Origin of the sequence: Chryseobacterium aquifrigidense (assembly GCF_006716485.1) — a bacterium.
GTDB lineage: Bacteria > Bacteroidota > Bacteroidia > Flavobacteriales > Weeksellaceae > Chryseobacterium > Chryseobacterium vietnamense.
Genome location: NZ_VFPD01000004.1, coordinates 111,156 through 127,902, shown reverse-complemented (window position 1 = coordinate 127,902; position 16,747 = coordinate 111,156). Strand labels below are relative to the sequence as shown.

Here is a 16,747-nt window from a genome sequence, read left to right as displayed (position 1 = left end):
CTTATCATTTTATTCTGTAACAATGATAATCTTTTTATCTGCGTTTTTGAGTTTTTGAATCTTTGTCGTATAGGGCTTTCAAATCATATACGATTCTTACGGAATAGTCGTCAACCTGTTTTAACCAGTCATGTTTACCTGTGATAGACTTTATTTTACTTTCAAATTTTAATGTTGTTCCTATATTTTTGAAAAACATCATCATCATTCCTTCCACTTGCTGAGCTTCCTCTTTTGAACCTTTAGATTGAAGAACTTCTTCAATATTTTTTGCATTGAAAAAATCTGTATTAATGGTTAATGTTTTTCCATCCCAGGTATTGAGTACATTCTGATCAAAAGGCAGCTTTTCGTCTTTATTAAAATTTTTAATTAATTCATAATCATTGGGCGTGATATGATCCATTTTAAATGAATAGCCAATAGGAACAGGTTTATGGTCTTCTTTTACAGATTTCAGAAAAAACTTTTTCAGGATTTTAATAGTATCCTGATTTTCAGTTTTCAGTTTTCCTTCTTTCTTTAACATATCATACATACTTGTCCAGATTGTCGGAAATTTGTCCATATCCTTGAACTTCTCATCCTGTAACGAATCTGGAGTCATAGCCTGCATTTCAGCCATAAATTCCCTCGTATCAATATCAGTAATCACAGATGAAGCCGCATCTTTATGGTAGATTATTTCTGTATTAATATTACAGGATTGCAATGTAAAAAGGCTTATCAGAAATAAGACAATGGTTTTTTTCATGGTTTATCAAATACAAATTAATGACAGTTAACAGCCCCGTTAGGATCTTTAATGATCGTCATGGCTTCCGCTTTTGGGGAAACATATGGAATTCCCAGCTCAAGCCCTCTTAGAATGAATAATCCTCCCAAAATAATCATGATCACCGGAACTGCTTTTAAAACTTTTACCCTGAAAGCCTGATTCATAAGATTTCCGGCCAAAACTATAGCGAACATGAACGGAAGTGTTCCAAGACCAAATAAAGCCATATATAGAGCTCCCTGCCATATTCCTCCTCCTGCCAGGCTGGCAGTAAGTGCCATATAAACCATTCCACAAGGTAAAAAGCCATTTAACAAGCCTGTTGTAAATCTTGAACGGTAATCTGCTTTCTGAAGTAATTTTCCCAGATTCATTTTTACGCTGTACAGAAACTTAGAGAGAAAAGGAATTTTTGAAGCAAAATCTTTTCCGCCAAATGAAAATACAGCCATAATGATCAGAAGAATGCCAGCAGTAATAGTAAGATATTTTTGAAAGCCTGCCATTTCAAATCCCTGTCCGATAATTCCCAGAAGAGCACCCAATAAAGAATAGGTGAAAATTCTTCCGAATTGGTAGGTTAGGTTCTGAAGATAGAAATTGGCAGCCTGTTTTTTGGTTAATCCCATCGATAATGCAATAGGTCCACACATTCCGATACAGTGAAAACCGGAAGCAAAGCCTAAAGCAATAGCCGATACAATAAGTCCTATTTCCATATCACATCATAATCCATTCGGTAGTCTGTTTTATCTTTAGTCCAGCTTAATCTTAAGGTGTAGTTTCCTACTTTCAATACCTGTGCAGGAATTGTGAAAGATTGGCCAGCGTCAAGCTGTACAGATTTTTTGATATCCAAATTCTGGTCGTCGGTTCTGTTTAAAACAAATTTTACCGTAGTATTTGAGTTATTATATTCTTTTGGAAAAGTAATGGTAATGCCCTTAGTATCCTGGCTGTATGCAGGTTTTTCCTGCAGATCATCTGCTTTTTTCTTGGCATCAATCACATCCTGGTATTTCAACTCTTCTTCGTAATAATTATCTGTAACCATTTCGGAATTCTTCTGCCCATTCGGGAAAAGAAACATCATGGATAATATAAAAACTATGAATGCTAATAGTGCAATTACAACACCATGTCCCCAACTAAAGTTCTTCATTTTTTTCTAATTAAAATTGCAGTTTGAAAGGTCCTTCAAAATAAGTCTGGTATGAATCTATCAGTTTACCTTTCATATCATAAACACCAATGGTAATATTCTGTTTAGAGAGCTTCATATCGTTTTCAGGGAAACTGATATTGATGGTCCCTTTTGAAATTTTATCTCTGTCAACCTGAATCTTACTTGATGCACTATACGTGATTTCACCATGTGCAGGATCTATCACTTTAATGGTAACGATCTTCTTATCGTTCGTTTTATTAAGGAAAGTATAATTGTAGGTATTGGTAATTTTACCATCTCTTACAAAGAATGTGCTCCCTGCAGGCTTGATGAATTTAGCCTCCATCTCACCACGGCTGTAAAGAAGGTATCCTAAGAATCCTACAAGAAGGAATAAGAATACAGCAAATCCTTTCATTCTTCCTGTAAACTTAAATTGAGTTTCTTTTTCAATTTCGTTTTCGGAAGCATATCGGATCAATCCTTTTGGAAGACCTACTTTTTCCATGACTTCATCACAGGCATCAATACACGCAGTACAGTTGATACACTCCAGCTGCTGACCGTCTCTGATATCAATTCCTGTAGGGCATACCACTACGCACTGGTGACAATCGATACAGTCTCCTTTACCTGCTGCTTTACGGTCTTCGCCTTTTCTCCATTTTGACCTGTTTTCTCCTCTTTTAAAATCATAGAAAACATTGATTGTGTCTTTATCAATCAATACTCCCTGAAGTCGTCCGTAAGGACATACCAATGTACAAACCTGCTCTCTGAACCACGCAAATACAAAGTAGAATGCTGCGGTAAGAAGAATCATTACAATAAAATTGGTAGGATGTGCAAATGGCCCTTCGCCAACAATTTTAAATACTTCTTCATATCCTACGATATACATGAACATAAAGTGGGTAATGATCAGTGAGATGATAATATAAACAGTCCATTTCAAACTTCTCTTCCAGATCTTCTCGGTGTTCCATTCCTGTCTGTCCAGCTTCATTTGCTTATTTCTGTCACCTTCAATCAGGTATTCGATTTTACGGAAAATAGATTCCATAAAAATTGTCTGAGGGCAAATCCACCCGCAGAAAATTCTTCCGAACGCAATCGTAAAAACAATAATAAAGATTAAAGAGGCAATAGCACCTAAAGTGAGGATAAAAAAGTCCTGTGGATAAAAGGGCTGTCCAAAGATGAAAAATTCTCTGTCTATGACATTGAACAATAATAGTGGATTACCATTGATTTTAATGAATGGTAATGTAAAATAAATAATTAATAGTAGATAGCTTACAATGTTTCTATAGTTGGTGTACCTTCCTTTAGGTTTTCTTGGAAAGACCCACCTTCTTTTTCCGGATTGCTCCATTGTCCCTATAGAATCTCTGTAAGTCTCAGGGTCCAGAACCTGTCCCTGTCCGCCGCGTACTTCTATATCTTCTATGTCTGACATATGTAATAGGTTTTAAAAAAGAAAAAACATAATTCGTTACTATTTTAATCTAATAACAAATTATGTTTTTTTCATATGTTTCTAATTTTTTAAATTATTCTTTTTCCCAATGTGCTTCAGTTCCTTGAGGAGCTGCTCCTCCCTGAGCTGGAGTCACTGGTGGTTGTTCCTGGTTGATGTGATATACATAAGCAGCAATCTTCTCAATTTCTGCCCCTGAAACTTCTCCGTTTTTACCGAAGGCTCTCATGGCAGGGTTAGTAGGAGAACCATTCCAGTCCATATGGAATACGTTTTTAAATAACGTTTTCTCAGGCTGGTTGATCCAGTAGTTATCAGTAAGGTTTGGTCCGATACCTCCACTACCGTCTTCTTTATGACAAGATGCACAGTTTGTTTTGAATAATTCTTTACCTTCTGCAATATTATCCGCTGAATACTTAGCTGTTTCAATGGTTACAGGAGGCTGAGTTTTCTGATATTCTTCAATACTTGCTAACTGCTCTTTATATTCTTTTTCATATTCGCTTAACGGGTGAGCGAAGTCTGTGAAAGAGTATGCTGCAATATATACAATACAAAAAGCGGTCCCAAAATAGAATAAACCTACCCACCATTTCGGTAATTGGTTATCCAACTCCATGATTCCGTCGAAACCGTGGTCGATAAGGATATCCTTTTCTTCAGAAGCAGATTGCTTTTTGAATGCACTTTGGTACAATCTTTTGAAATAAGGAACTTTCTTTTCAGCTAAATAAGCTGCCTTTTCTTCAGGAGATAATTTTTTGAATTTGTTGTTCTCGATAAGGTCTCCGATAGCTCCATGAATATAAGCCAGGATACCAGCGATTACAACAGTTCCCCAGAAGTAAGGTGAAGAAAGGAACGCGTAGCTCTGTACAAATAAATAATAAAAAACTATTAAAAGTCCGATTATTATTAAGATGTTTATAACAACAGGTGTTCTTTGTTTCATAAAAAATAGTTTAATTTTTTAAATTAAAATCGTCATCTTCATCATCCCCAAGCGGTGCCTCTTCTTCTTCTTTGTAATATTTTTTAGGTCTGCTAAAAACATAGATTACTAAAGCTATGAAGAACAGCATAAAGAAAATCAGAGCCAGTGTCTGGTAGAAGCCAGCATTTTCAGTATTGGATAATATATCTTTAAAGTTCTGAGGAATCATAGTATGAACTTTTTAATGTTTTTTAGTTATTACTTGCTGTTTTGATTTCAGTTGTTTTGATATCCGTACCTAATCTCTGAAGATAAGAAATAAGAGCTACAATTTCTTTTTTCTCTAGTTCTCCCTGAGGTCTCTTCGCATAAGCCTGCTTAAGGTCATTAGCTTCAGAGAAGATATCTTTCACAATTTTTGCCGATTGGTTGTTAGCCCATTTATCTGCAGAATCGATTTCAGCCTTAGTATAAGGTACATCGAATACATTTTTCATCAGCTTCATTTTGTCTACCATCTTAGTTCTGTCTAAGTCAGTAGCAATTAACCAAGGGTAACGAGGCATGATGGAACCTGCAGAGGTAGATCTTGGGTTATACATGTGTTTGTAGTGCCAAGAACTTGGGTTTTTACCACCTTCTCTATGTAAATCCGGACCTGTTCTCTTAGAACCCCATAGGAATGGTCTGTCGTATACGAATTCTCCAGCTTTGGAGTACTGTCCGTTTTTACCGTTGAATCTTGTGATCTCATCTCTGAACGGTCTGATCATCTGAGAGTGACAAGCGTTACATCCTTCACGGATATAGATATCTCTACCTTCAAGTTCCAGCGGTGAATAAGGCTTCACGGCAGAAATCGTAGGTACACTTTTCTTAAGAGATAGTGTTGGGATAATTTCAATTGAACTACCGATAGATATCGTGATGAAAGATAGGATCCCTAATAATACCGGAGTTCTTTCCAGCCAAAGGTGAGTACCTTCTCCTTCTTTTCTGTTTTTGCTGATGTTTGCCAACGCTGGTGCTTCAGCAGGAACTTCTTTCTGGAATGATCCTTTTCTTACTGTAGCGATTACGTTTACAATCATCAGGATAGATCCTGAGATGTAGAATAAACCTCCTACGAATCTCATTTTGAAGTAAGGAATAATTGCCGTTACCGTATCCAACCAGTTTTTCCATAATAAGGTTCCATCCGGGTTGAACTGCTTCCACATTAATCCTTGTGTGAATCCTGAAATATACATTGGAACTGCATAGAAAATAATTCCTAAGGTACCTAACCAGAAATGCCAGTTAGCTAATTTTACAGACCAAAGTTTTGTTCTCCACATAATTGGTACCAGATAATAGATCACCCCGAATGCCATGAAACCATTCCATCCAAGAGCTCCTAAGTGTACGTGACCGATAACCCAGTCTGTAAAGTGACCAATTTTGTTGATGTTTTTAGTTGCCAAAAGCGGTCCTTCAAACGTTGCCATACCATAACAGGTAACAGCTACTACGAAGAACTTAAGGATAGGATTTTCTCTTACTTTATCCCAAGCTCCTCTTAACGTAAGAAGACCATTTAACATACCTCCCCAAGATGGTGCAATTAGCATGATAGAGAAACCTGTTCCTACCGCCTGAGCCCAAGCTGGAAGAGCTGTATACTGAAGGTGGTGAGGACCAGCCCAGATATATACGAAAATTAATGACCAGAAGTGAATAATAGACAGCTTATAAGAGAATACCGGTCTGTCTGCAGCCTTCGGAAGGAAGTAATACATTAAACCTAGAACCGGAGTTGTCAATACGAATGCAACCGCATTGTGTCCATACCACCACTGTACAATAGCATCTTTTACCCCTGCATATGCTGAATAAGATTTCCAGCCTGTGAAAGATAAAGGTACTTCAAGGTTGTTGAAGATGTGAAGCATTGCTACTGCAATCCAGGTACCAATGTAGAACCAGATGGCTACATAAAGGTGTCTCACTCTTCTCTTTGAAATAGTCAGGAACATATTGATACCGAAAATGATCCATGAGAATGCAATCAATATGTCGATCGGCCACTCGTGTTCAGCATATTCCTTAGAGGTGTTGATCCCCATAAAGAATGTAACGAACGTAGCAACGATCATAAACTGCCAGGTCCAGAAATGTAGCCAAGACAATGTGTCACTGTACATTCTTGTTTTTAATAATCTCTGTAATGAGTAATAAATACCCGTGTAAACGATGTTACAAACGAATGCAAAGATTACGGTGTTGGTGTGCAGCATTCTGATTCTACCAAAACCAAATGCACCATGAGTGTTTATTAACCCTTCAATATTACCCGATGCCAAACTTTTAATGGTTGTGTCATCCGTCCCGAAAAAGAATTCAGGTAATTCCGGGTAGAAAAGCATTAATGCCGCCGTAAGCCCGAACGTAAATCCAATGAGACCGAAAACTAAGGTCGCATAAAGGAACGCACGGACAATACTATTGTCATAACTAAACTTCTGTGTTTCCATATCAACTATTCACTATTTTTCTCAATTTTTATTATTTTCTCCTATTTCTTTTTCGTCTTTATTTTTGTCGCCGCTTTCATCTTTTTCTTCGACTTTTTCGTCATCAAAAAGGATTCTGACAGCAGGAGATTCATCATCTTCAAACTGTCCTTTTCGGGCATACACTATAAATACGACCAAGAAAATCGCAGCCAAAGAAACACTGCAGAGGATCATTAAATATAGAATATCCATTGGACAACAAAATTAACCTATTTTCGGGGTTCAAATTTAGTGAAAAATAATGACATTCATCACGAAATGCCGATTTCAGCTAATTTAAAATCAGTCTAAATAAGGGCTTTTACGCCTGTTTTTTGAAATATTTACGACCTAAAATCCATGTTGAAACTGTAGTAAAGGTAACCACTGTGATCGAACTGATTGGCATAATGATTGCTGCGAAAAGCGGATGCATATGTCCTGTAACAGCGTAACTTAAACCCACAATATTGTATAGAAAACTGATTATAAATGTCATTTTCACAATGGTGATCGAGCCCTTACAAACGTTCAGATAATTGTCTAAGGTAACCACTTTATCACCGTTCATAATGACATCAGATGATGGGGTAAAACTGTTTGTATCATCAGCAATTGCAATCCCCACGTTACTTTGTTTTAAAGCTCCCGCATCATTAAGACCATCTCCAAGCATCGCTACTTTTAAGTGTTGATCCTGAAGGGATTTGATATAGTTCAGTTTATCTTCCGGGCTTTGATTAAAGGCCATTCCTTTATAATTTGGAATAAGTTCTTTAAGCTGATTTTCTTCTGAGGAATTATCTCCACTCAGAATAAATATTTTGTAGTTGGTTAATTTTGTGAAAAGTTCTTTCAGCTTAGGGCGGTATTCATTTTTAAAGATGAATTTACCCAAATACGCTCCGTTTTTGCTGATATAAACCGCTGTCTCAAGGTTTTTAGGTTCCTGATCATTATAACGGGCAGACCCGATTTTATACATCGTTCCTCTTACATTGGCTTCATATCCTTTTCCTGAAATTTCAACAAAATTTTCTACTGGGAAGTAATCATCATTCACTTCAATGAATTCATACAGTGATTTTGAAAGCGGGTGGTTGGAATTCTTTAATAATGTTTTAATATTCAGTAAATCAAATTCATTGATCTCTGGTCCCTCGTATTTGATATTTGATTTTTTTCTGTGGGTAATCGTTCCGGTTTTGTCAAAAACAATCGTATCAAGCTTCGCGATTTTTTCAATCGTTAAAGTATCTTTTACATAAAACTTATTTCGGCCTAAGATTCTCATAATGTGACCGAAAGTGAATGGTGCAGACAGGGCGAGAGCACAAGGACACGCTATAATCAGAATAGCTGAAATCACCTGAAACATGGTATTTAAATCAATAAAATACCAATAGGTTCCCGCAACTAAAGCAATGCCTAAAATGATGAATGTGAAGTATTTACTAACGTTATTTGTTAGTGTGTCAAGTCCTGTTTCGTGCTTTTTAAATGCCTCTTTATTCCAAAGCTGAGTTAAATAACTTTGATCTACGTTTTTAATGACTTCAAGCTCTAAAGAAGACCCAACCTGTTTTCCTCCCGCGAAAATTTTATCTCCGGGTTGCTTGCTGATGCTTTCGCTTTCGCCTGTAATGAAACTGTTGTCGATATTTCCTTCTCCGTTGATCAGAATGGCATCTACCGGAATGATTTCCTGATTCCTAACCAGAATTCTATCGCCCACTTTTATTTCTGACAGGAGAATATTATCCTGTTTTCCTTCGAAATCAACCTTTGTTACAGCAATCGGATAGAAAGACTTATAATCTCGGTCATAGGAAAGAGCACTGTAGGTTCTTTTTTGGAAAATTTTTCCAAGGAGCATAAAGAATAAAAGTCCGCAAAGAGTATCGAAATATCCTGGTCCATAATCTGTTACCACTTCGTAGATACTTCTTCCATAGAGAACAAGAATTCCTAAGACAATGGGAACATCAATGTTGACAATCTTATTTTTTAAACCATACCATGCTGATTTATAATAATCTGAAGCTGAGTAAAAAACAACAGGTGTTGCCAAAAGAAAGATCAAGGTTCTGAATAAACCTTTATAATGATCCATCCAATAATCTTCCCCACCAATATATTCGGGAAAGGCAAGGAACATCCCGTTACCAAAAGCAAAGGCTGCTATGGCAAATTTCACTAATAAAGATTTGTCAAGATGATCTTCATTTTTATCAGCCGTTTCAAGGCTGATAACCGGCTTATATCCCAGATTCGTTAAAAATTTAGCTAGTTCGCTTAATTTCATATCGTTATGATTGAATGAAATCTGTAAGGTCTTTCTTGTGAAATTAACCTGCGAATATTTGATATGCTTATTTAACGTGTGAAGGCTTTCCAACAGCCAGATACAAGAAGAACAGTGAATGACAGGGATTTTGAAAGTAACAAGACTGGTGCTTCCTTCAGAGAAATCTGTTACTTTTTCAAAAATTTCAGGTGTATCTAAGTAGTCAAATTGAGAAGAGTTTTCATCATTCGGACGAATTCCCGCTCCTTTATTAAGCTCATAGAAATTGCTCAGATTATTTAAATTTAGAATTTCATAAACAGATTTACATCCATTACAACAGAAAGTCTTTTCATCAAATAAAATTCTCTCTTTTTCTATCCCTTGACCACAATGAAAACAGTTCTCGCTCACCCCATAAAATATTGAACTACAAAATTATAACAAATTTTTTTGTTTATCGCGTTAAAAAGTTCTATTTTTGTGATAAATATCATATAAAATGCCGCAGGAACAACAGATAGCAATTGAAGAGAGGTTCGCCAGAGTTTTTAATGATAAATCATTTAAAGAAAGACTTTCTAGCGCAGATTTTGAAAAATATATTAATGGCAAAAAGAAACTGAGTTTTCAGAAACATGAAACCATTTTCGAGGATGGGGAAACTCCAAAAGGAGTATTTGTCCTGGAAAAAGGAGCTGCCAAACTTTCGAAATCAGGAGCGTTCGGTAAGGACCAGATTTTAAGATTTATCAAAGAAGGAGATATCATCGGCTATCGTTCTTTGCTTTGCGGGGAAAATTTCCAGGCCAAAGCAGAAGCAATGACAGATATTGAATGTGTATTCTTACCCGCAGATATCTTTATGTATCTTCTGGAAGTAGATCCACAGTTGTCTTTCGTAATGCTTCAGAAAATTTCATACGAATTAGGAGAATCTTCCAATACCATTACTTTCCTTGCACAGAAAACGGTAAGAGAAAGATTGGCAGAAATTCTTTTGCTGCTGGAACAGAAGCTGGGAGTAGATCCTGAAGGCTTTATCAAGATCTCATTAACGAGAGAAGAAATTGCCAATATTATAGGTACTGCTACAGAAAGTGCCATCCGTCTGATCTCTGAATTCAAACAGGATAGTCTGATTGAAGTAGACGGAAGAAATATCAAGATTTTAAATCACGACAAACTCATGAAACTCGGTCACGTAGTTTTATAAATCATACAAAAACTTAAGTCGGCTGAAGGCCGACTTTTTAACTTTTAAAAATAGATAAATTATGTCTGTTCACTCTGAAATTAAAAAAGTTACGACTGAAACCTTGCGTAAAATGAAATTCGACAAGGAAAAAATAACAATGCTTACAGCCTACGATTTCACCACGGCAAAAATGGTAGACGCAGGTGGAGTAGATGCTATTTTGATTGGAGACTCTGCAGCGAATGTAATGGCCGGTTTTGAAACTACATTGCCTATTACGCTGGATCAAATGATCTATCATGCTCAAAGTGTGGTAAGAGGAACCGACAGAGCTTTGGTGGTAGCAGATTTACCTTTCGGAACTTATCAGAGTAATCCTGAAAAAGCATTGGAGTCTGCGGTAAGAATGATGAAGGAAGGTGGAGCCCATGCCGTGAAAATTGAAGGCGGAAAAGAAATTTCCAAATCTATTAAGAAAATTATCAATGCCGGAATTCCAGTGATGGGACATTTGGGATTAACACCGCAGTCCATCTATAAATTCGGAACGTATAAAGTAAGAGCTAAAGAAGAGGCAGAAGCTGAAAAACTGATTGCTGATGCACAACTTTTGGAAGAATTAGGCTGTTTTTCTGTTGTGTTGGAAAAAATACCTGCAGAATTGGCGAAAAAAGTAACCGAAAGCATTTCTATTCCTACTATCGGAATCGGGGCCGGAGCAGATTGTGACGGACAGGTTTTGGTATATCATGATATGGTAGGAATGAACAAAGGTTTTAGTCCGAAATTCTTAAGAAGATACCTTGACCTTTACACAGAAATTACAGGAGCCGTTTCGCAATATGTAAAAGATGTGAAGAACGTAGAGTTTCCAAACGAAAACGAAAGCTATTAATCTATGCAGAATCAACAATCTATCCAGGGAATATTATCTATCGCAGCTTTGATCTGTCTGGCTGTGGGATGGTTTAATTTATTTTCCCCGGAAATCAATCATTTGCTTTCAAGAAAAGTATTTTATGTTCTGATAGGAGCGAGCTTCTTTATTCAGGCTCCACTGCTTACCAATAAGAATTTTGTCTATGCTATGTATGCTGCTGCTGCCATTTGTGTATTTGGTGCATTTATTCCGGAAGGCTCAAAACTTTCTGCAGTAAAAACAGTAGGGCTTCTGGCCGGGATTATCCTGTCATTATCTAATAGAAGAAGATAGACTCAAGAAGTATGAAGGAGCAGATTATATATGAAGACAATCATCTTATGGTGATTAATAAAAAGGTAGGTCAGCTTGTACAGGGTGATAAAACCGGAGATGAATCACTGTTAGAATCCATCAAGAACTTTATAAAAATAAGAGATGCTAAGCCGGGAAATGTTTTTCTCGGCTTGGTTCATCGTATAGACCGCCCAACTTCCGGGCTGGTGATCTATGCAAAAACATCCAAAGCGCTTTCCCGTCTTACGCAGATGGTGAAAAACAGGGAGGTAAAAAAAACGTATTGGGCGGTTGTAGGAAAAGAAATGATTCCGCAAAGCCAGAGACTGGTTCATTATTTAAAGAAAAACGAAAAAAATAATAAGGCCATTGTCTTTCCTAAGGCAACTGAAGGCGCAAAAGAAGCCATTCTGACGTATAATGTGATTAAAACATTAGACAATTATTTGCTGCTTGAAATTGACCTTGAAACCGGAAGACACCATCAGATTAGAGCACAATTATCTAAAACAGGAATTCCGATCAAAGGTGACCTGAAATATGGTGCGCCACGTTCCAACCCGGATGGAGGAATCAATCTTCATGCAAGAAAGCTGGAGTTTATTCACCCGGTAACCAAAGAAGAAATTGAAATCATAGCTCCAGTGCCTCAAAATGATGCGATCTGGAGAGCTTGTGAAGAATAAGCATATCATAAAACTATACCATGAAATTCAAATCACTTTTATTAGCCACATCGCTGGTTATGGCATCTTGTTCAGACAATGATGAGTTACCAGTTGATAATTCACAACAGACGATTACTGAAAATACAAGTAAAATATCGTGGAATTATCCTGTTTTGTCACCTGTCTTTAATGGATTGGAACAAAATTATATGTTCGAATATGATTCTCAGGGAAGAATAAGTAAAAAAATAGGAGGAAAACTGGAACTTTCCGGAAGTACTGGTTTTCCTTATGCTTATTCAAAATCTGTTTATACAGCGGTAACCTATACAGGAAATACAGCAATTATGAAGACTTACAGCTCTGATCCGTCATTTAATGTTCAATTGAATGAAAGGAAATTTGAATTTGATAATCAGGGTAGAATTATTAAAGTAGTTATTCCACAGGTTAATAATTCATATATGGATAAGTATTTGACCTATACTTATGATGCTTCAGGAAAGTTAACTGAGATCTTAACTCAATATCCTAATGTTCCATACGATCCGACTGATCCACAAGATTATATTCTAACCTACGTAGAAAAGTTTATTTATAATACCTCAGGAAATTTAGAAAAGGCAATTAAAACTGAAAAGCATAATAATATTGATGCTTACATTACGAATGAAATTACATTTGATAACTTTGATTCTGCACAAAATCCATTTAAGAATTTAGGTATTTTTGAAGACTATTTCTACTTTTCATTATCAAAAAATAACCCTCAAAGAAGAATTTCAAAAGAGTATCAACCTTATAGCTCCGAATTTTTTCTGGGCCAATCAAATTGGACTAATCAATATAATTCCAATGGAAGCCTGAAGCTTTTTTACTAAAGAATTATTTAAAATAAAAATGAAGACTGTCTCAAAACCGAGATGGTCTTTTTTCATTATAAGCAAAAATCAATTTTGCTTATTTCAAAATAATGTCTAACTTCGTTCCCAACTTTAGGGGTGTCTGTATCAACAGACTGAGACTTTACCCTTTGAACCTGATCTGGATCATACCAGCGTAGGGAAAAGTAGATGACTTTTGCTGTACATTCTATTGTACAATAACGGCCATTCCTAAAGTATATTTAAAATATTAGGAATGGAACTTATAATCAACCACACCCGAAAAACATTTGATGTACTTCCTGCCAACCTGGAAGCATTACTGGCTATTGAGCTGCCCGGAAAAAAGAAAGGCATTGCTGTAGCCCTCAATAATCGCATTATTCCCCTGTCAGTCTGGGCGGAAACCATTCTCAACAACAACGATTCAGTTTTAATCATTACTGCCACTCAGGGCGGTTAATTCTCATATTTAATACCAAAAACTTATGGCTCACTCCATTACATGTTCGCCATTTCCGAACTCAAAGAAAATCTATATTGAAGGTACATTACATCCTATCAGTGTAGCAATGCGTGAAATACAGCTTAGCCCCACAAAACTGACCAATGGCGGCTTTGAACATAATGCTCCGGTAACGATCTATGATACTTCAGGACCTTATACTGATGAAAATGCAGTTATTGACATTCAGAAAGGACTTCCAAGAATCAGAGAACAATGGATTCTGGACAGAAATGATGTGAATATTCTGGAAGGCATCACTTCAGAATACGGAAAAGCCCGTTTAGCCGATCCACGTCTGGATGAATTAAGGTTCTCTTACGATCATAAACCTAAAGTAGCACAGGAAGGAAAAGAAGTTACACAGCTTTACTACGCCAGGCAGGGAATCATCACTCCCGAAATGGAATATGTGGCGATCAGGGAAAATCAAAGAATAGAACAGCTTGATTCTGTATCTAAAGAAATGGCCTTTCAACATCCCGGCCATAGCTTTGGAGCGAATACTCCTAAAAGTAAAATCACTCCGGAATTTGTAAGGGATGAAATTGCTGCCGGAAGAGCTATTATTCCTAATAACATCAACCACCCGGAAAGTGAACCGATGATCATCGGAAGAAATTTCCTTGTAAAAATCAATGCCAATATCGGAAACAGTGCTGTTTCATCAAGTATTGATGAAGAAGTGGAGAAAGCAGTATGGGCCTGCCGATGGGGAGCGGATACCATTATGGATCTTTCCACCGGGAAAAATATTCACGAAACAAGAGAGTGGATCATCAGAAACAGTCCGGTTCCAATTGGTACTGTTCCTATTTATCAGGCTCTGGAAAAAGTGAAAGGTGTTCCGGAAGATCTGACATGGGAAATTTTCAGAGATACCCTGATTGAACAGGCAGAACAGGGAGTTTCTTACTTTACGATCCACGCAGGAGTTTTATTGAGATACATTCATTTAACCGCAAAAAGAGTGACCGGAATTGTTTCTAGAGGAGGATCTATTATGGCGAAATGGTGTTTATTCCATCATAAAGAAAGTTTCCTGTACACCCATTTTGAGGAGATCTGCGAGATCATGAAAAAGTATGACGTTGCGTTCTCTCTTGGTGATGGTCTTCGTCCGGGATCCATTGCAGATGCCAATGATGCGGCTCAGTTTGCAGAACTGGAAACTTTAGGTGAACTGACAAAAATTGCATGGAAACATAATGTACAGGTCATGATTGAGGGCCCGGGACACGTTCCGATGCATATGATCAAAGAAAATATGGAAAAGCAATTGGAAGAATGTCATGAAGCTCCGTTTTATACCTTAGGCCCATTGACTACTGATATTGCGCCTGGTTATGATCATATCACTTCTGGAATCGGGGCGGCAATGATCGGATGGTTTGGCTGTGCAATGCTTTGCTATGTAACACCAAAGGAACATTTAGGGCTTCCGAATAAAGATGATGTAAAAGTTGGGGTAATAACCTATAAACTGGCTGCTCATGCCGCAGATTTGGCAAAAGGTCATCCGGGAGCACAGTACAGGGACAATGCATTGAGTAAAGCCAGATTTGAATTCAGATGGGAAGATCAGTTCAATCTTTCATTAGATCCTGAAACGGCAAGAGCTTATCACGATGAAACCCTACCGGCAGAAGGAGCGAAAATTGCCCATTTCTGTTCTATGTGCGGGCCAAAATTCTGTTCCATGAAAATTACACAGGAAATCCGTGAATCTGCAGAACAGGGAATGCTGGATAAATCACAGGAATTCATTGAGAAAGGCAAAGAAATTTATATATGATCCTCGTTATCACTCCTGAGCTGATGGTTCCAAAGGAAACTGATCATATCAATCACATGTTTCAGGAAGGGCTTGATTTGCTTCATATCCGAAAACCATGGATCAGCAGAAATGAAATGACTGAATTTATTACCCAGATTGATGAAGATTTCTATCCACAGCTGGTACTGCATACGCATTACGATCTCGGAAAGGAATATAATATTTCAAGATTTCATTTCAGAGAGATTGACCGAGAGCAAGGGAAATATAAATCTTTTGCAGGAGAAAATAATATTTCAACTTCAGTACATGATATCACAACCTACAATACGTTGGATAAAGAATGGGAATATGCATTTATAAGCCCGTTCTTTCCAAGTATATCAAAGAAAGGTTATGGATTGAATTCAACCATTCAGGAAGAAATAAAACATCGGAACAATCCGGATGTGAAATTGATTGCTCTTGGAGGAATTGATCAGGATAATATTCATGAAGTTTTCGAAGCAAATGTAGACGGAGCAGCTTTATTAGGTGCCATTTGGGAAAGTGAAGAACCTTTAAAAGTATTTAAAAAATGCAGGACCGCCCTTATGTCATAAGTATAGCAGGCTTTGATCCAAGTGGTGGAGCAGGTTTATTATCAGATTGTAAAACCTTTGAACAGTCGAAAGTGATGGGGCTGGGAGTATGTACAGCACTAACATTGCAAACCGCTTCTCAATGTATTAGTCTTGAATGGCGTCTATTGGATGAAGTGATAAAAGCAATTCAGGTGTTGATGGAAAATTATCCTGTTTCAGCAGTGAAAATCGGAATTGTGAAAGATGCAGAGTTTCTGGATGAAATTATAAAAACGGTAAAGAATAACGATCCTGAAGTAAAAATAGTTTGGGATCCTGTTCTTAAAAGCACTTCCGAATTCACTTTTTTTGACCTTGAAACCCTTCCTCAATTAAAACCGGTTGTTAATAAACTCAGCTTGATAACTCCCAATTACAATGAATACAGTGTTTTAAAGGAAAATAATCTGTTACCGGATACCAATAAATGTTCATTGCTGATCAAAGGAGGACATAGAGAAGATCATTTAGGAACGGATATTTTAGTTGAAAATGAAAAAGAAACTCTTTTACTTCCAGTAGAAGACTGTCAACTACTTTTCCCTAAACATGGATCGGGCTGTGTTTTATCATCAGCCATTACAGCAGAACTCGCCAAAGGTGAGAATATGGAAACTGCCTGCCGGAATGGGAAATTATACATCGAAAAATTTTTAAAAAGCAATCCCTCTTTGCTGGGAACGCATTCATAG

18 protein-coding genes and 1 riboswitch are annotated in these 16,747 nt (G+C 37.1%); of the genes, 9 read left to right on the top strand and 9 right to left on the bottom strand.

All coding sequences use genetic code 11. The annotated features are described in order from the left end of the window. Window positions 1-34 precede the first annotated feature (34 nt). The 9 genes from FB551_RS21395 to FB551_RS21355 form a co-directional block, all read right to left on the bottom strand. Window positions 35-754, bottom strand: coding sequence for a hypothetical protein (locus FB551_RS21395; RefSeq protein ID WP_226798759.1), 720 nt, complete (start codon window positions 752-754; stop codon window positions 35-37). A 17-nt stretch (window positions 755-771) separates the two neighbouring features. Next, entirely contained in the window at window positions 772-1,497 is a 726-nt protein-coding gene (locus FB551_RS21390; protein WP_047428877.1) for a sulfite exporter TauE/SafE family protein, read from the bottom strand. Next, the gene (locus FB551_RS21385; RefSeq protein ID WP_142018863.1) at window positions 1,488-1,940 is read right to left on the bottom strand and encodes a FixH family protein; all 453 of its coding nucleotides are present in this window, start codon (window positions 1,938-1,940) and stop codon (window positions 1,488-1,490) included. The genes FB551_RS21390 and FB551_RS21385 overlap by 10 nt, the downstream gene beginning before the upstream one ends. Before the next feature lie 10 nt (window positions 1,941-1,950). Continuing rightward, window positions 1,951-3,405, bottom strand: coding sequence for a cytochrome c oxidase accessory protein CcoG (gene ccoG, locus FB551_RS21380; RefSeq protein WP_047428879.1), 1,455 nt, complete (start codon window positions 3,403-3,405; stop codon window positions 1,951-1,953). A 94-nt stretch (window positions 3,406-3,499) separates the two neighbouring features. Further along, window positions 3,500-4,381 (bottom strand): cbb3-type cytochrome c oxidase N-terminal domain-containing protein, encoded by an 882-nt coding sequence (locus FB551_RS21375; RefSeq protein WP_047428880.1) that lies wholly within the window; start codon window positions 4,379-4,381, stop codon window positions 3,500-3,502. Between the two features lie 10 nt (window positions 4,382-4,391). After that, a complete protein-coding gene (locus FB551_RS21370; RefSeq protein ID WP_002983870.1) occupies window positions 4,392-4,592 on the bottom strand; it encodes a cbb3-type cytochrome oxidase subunit 3 in 201 nt (66 codons plus the stop codon). Window positions 4,593-4,614: 22 nt separating this feature from the next. Beyond that, window positions 4,615-6,876, bottom strand: a complete 2,262-nt coding sequence (ccoN, locus tag FB551_RS21365) for a cytochrome-c oxidase, cbb3-type subunit I (protein WP_076595424.1) — start codon at window positions 6,874-6,876, stop codon at window positions 4,615-4,617. 21 nt (window positions 6,877-6,897) lie between these two features. Beyond that, entirely contained in the window at window positions 6,898-7,110 is a 213-nt protein-coding gene (gene ccoS / locus FB551_RS21360) for a cbb3-type cytochrome oxidase assembly protein CcoS (protein WP_142018862.1), read from the bottom strand. 109 nt (window positions 7,111-7,219) lie between these two features. Further along, window positions 7,220-9,598, bottom strand: coding sequence for a heavy metal translocating P-type ATPase (locus tag FB551_RS21355; RefSeq protein ID WP_142018861.1), 2,379 nt, complete (start codon window positions 9,596-9,598; stop codon window positions 7,220-7,222). Between the two features lie 88 nt (window positions 9,599-9,686). Between FB551_RS21355 and FB551_RS21350 the strand changes: the two genes are divergently transcribed. The 9 genes from FB551_RS21350 (at window position 9,687) to FB551_RS21310 (ending at window position 16,747) form a co-directional block, all read left to right on the top strand. Next, window positions 9,687-10,400 (top strand): Crp/Fnr family transcriptional regulator, encoded by a 714-nt coding sequence (locus FB551_RS21350; protein ID WP_047424695.1) that lies wholly within the window; start codon window positions 9,687-9,689, stop codon window positions 10,398-10,400. 61 nt (window positions 10,401-10,461) lie between these two features. Next, window positions 10,462-11,277, top strand: a complete 816-nt coding sequence (gene panB / locus FB551_RS21345; protein ID WP_047381678.1) for a 3-methyl-2-oxobutanoate hydroxymethyltransferase — start codon at window positions 10,462-10,464, stop codon at window positions 11,275-11,277. A gap of 3 nt (window positions 11,278-11,280) precedes the next feature. Further along, entirely contained in the window at window positions 11,281-11,595 is a 315-nt protein-coding gene (locus FB551_RS21340; RefSeq protein WP_047377337.1) for a hypothetical protein, read from the top strand. Between the two features lie 11 nt (window positions 11,596-11,606). Next, on the top strand, window positions 11,607-12,284 hold the full coding sequence (locus tag FB551_RS21335; protein ID WP_047428885.1) for an RluA family pseudouridine synthase: 678 nt from the start codon (window positions 11,607-11,609) through the stop codon (window positions 12,282-12,284). Window positions 12,285-12,304: 20 nt separating this feature from the next. Beyond that, window positions 12,305-13,147 carry a hypothetical protein gene (locus FB551_RS21330; protein WP_142018860.1) on the top strand — a complete coding sequence of 281 codons (843 nt, stop codon included), beginning with the start codon at window positions 12,305-12,307 and terminating at the stop codon, window positions 13,145-13,147. Between the two features lie 106 nt (window positions 13,148-13,253). Beyond that, window positions 13,254-13,349, top strand: a riboswitch (TPP riboswitch). A 57-nt stretch (window positions 13,350-13,406) separates the two neighbouring features. Next, window positions 13,407-13,613 carry a sulfur carrier protein ThiS gene (gene thiS / locus FB551_RS21325; RefSeq protein WP_047377339.1) on the top strand — a complete coding sequence of 69 codons (207 nt, stop codon included), beginning with the start codon at window positions 13,407-13,409 and terminating at the stop codon, window positions 13,611-13,613. 25 nt (window positions 13,614-13,638) lie between these two features. Next, window positions 13,639-15,450, top strand: a complete 1,812-nt coding sequence (gene thiC / locus FB551_RS21320; RefSeq protein ID WP_142018859.1) for a phosphomethylpyrimidine synthase ThiC — start codon at window positions 13,639-13,641, stop codon at window positions 15,448-15,450. Continuing rightward, window positions 15,447-16,034 carry a thiamine phosphate synthase gene (locus tag FB551_RS21315; protein ID WP_142018858.1) on the top strand — a complete coding sequence of 196 codons (588 nt, stop codon included), beginning with the start codon at window positions 15,447-15,449 and terminating at the stop codon, window positions 16,032-16,034. Before thiC ends, FB551_RS21315 begins: the two co-directional genes overlap by 4 nt. Then, window positions 16,010-16,747, top strand: a complete 738-nt coding sequence (locus FB551_RS21310; RefSeq protein ID WP_142018857.1) for a hydroxymethylpyrimidine/phosphomethylpyrimidine kinase — start codon at window positions 16,010-16,012, stop codon at window positions 16,745-16,747. Before FB551_RS21315 ends, FB551_RS21310 begins: the two co-directional genes overlap by 25 nt.

Excerpts from the sequence above, each read along its gene's own strand:
- FB551_RS21395 (WP_226798759.1), bottom strand. The coding sequence starts at position 754 with ATGAAAAAAACCATTGTCTTATTTCTGATAAGCCTTTTTACATTGCAA.
- FB551_RS21390 (WP_047428877.1), bottom strand. The coding sequence starts at position 1,497 with ATGGAAATAGGACTTATTGTATCGGCTATTGCTTTAGGCTTTGCTTCC.
- FB551_RS21385 (WP_142018863.1), bottom strand. The coding sequence starts at position 1,940 with ATGAAGAACTTTAGTTGGGGACATGGTGTTGTAATTGCACTATTAGCA.
- ccoG (WP_047428879.1), bottom strand. The coding sequence starts at position 3,405 with ATGTCAGACATAGAAGATATAGAAGTACGCGGCGGACAGGGACAGGTT.
- FB551_RS21375 (WP_047428880.1), bottom strand. The coding sequence starts at position 4,381 with ATGAAACAAAGAACACCTGTTGTTATAAACATCTTAATAATAATCGGA.
- FB551_RS21370 (WP_002983870.1), bottom strand. The coding sequence starts at position 4,592 with ATGATTCCTCAGAACTTTAAAGATATATTATCCAATACTGAAAATGCT.
- ccoN (WP_076595424.1), bottom strand. The coding sequence starts at position 6,876 with ATGGAAACACAGAAGTTTAGTTATGACAATAGTATTGTCCGTGCGTTC.
- ccoS (WP_142018862.1), bottom strand. The coding sequence starts at position 7,110 with ATGGATATTCTATATTTAATGATCCTCTGCAGTGTTTCTTTGGCTGCG.
- FB551_RS21350 (WP_047424695.1), top strand. The coding sequence starts at position 9,687 with ATGCCGCAGGAACAACAGATAGCAATTGAAGAGAGGTTCGCCAGAGTT.
- panB (WP_047381678.1), top strand. The coding sequence starts at position 10,462 with ATGTCTGTTCACTCTGAAATTAAAAAAGTTACGACTGAAACCTTGCGT.
- FB551_RS21340 (WP_047377337.1), top strand. The coding sequence starts at position 11,281 with ATGCAGAATCAACAATCTATCCAGGGAATATTATCTATCGCAGCTTTG.
- FB551_RS21335 (WP_047428885.1), top strand. The coding sequence starts at position 11,607 with ATGAAGGAGCAGATTATATATGAAGACAATCATCTTATGGTGATTAAT.
- FB551_RS21330 (WP_142018860.1), top strand. The coding sequence starts at position 12,305 with ATGAAATTCAAATCACTTTTATTAGCCACATCGCTGGTTATGGCATCT.
- thiS (WP_047377339.1), top strand. The coding sequence starts at position 13,407 with ATGGAACTTATAATCAACCACACCCGAAAAACATTTGATGTACTTCCT.
- thiC (WP_142018859.1), top strand. The coding sequence starts at position 13,639 with ATGGCTCACTCCATTACATGTTCGCCATTTCCGAACTCAAAGAAAATC.
- FB551_RS21315 (WP_142018858.1), top strand. The coding sequence starts at position 15,447 with ATGATCCTCGTTATCACTCCTGAGCTGATGGTTCCAAAGGAAACTGAT.
- FB551_RS21310 (WP_142018857.1), top strand. The coding sequence starts at position 16,010 with ATGCAGGACCGCCCTTATGTCATAAGTATAGCAGGCTTTGATCCAAGT.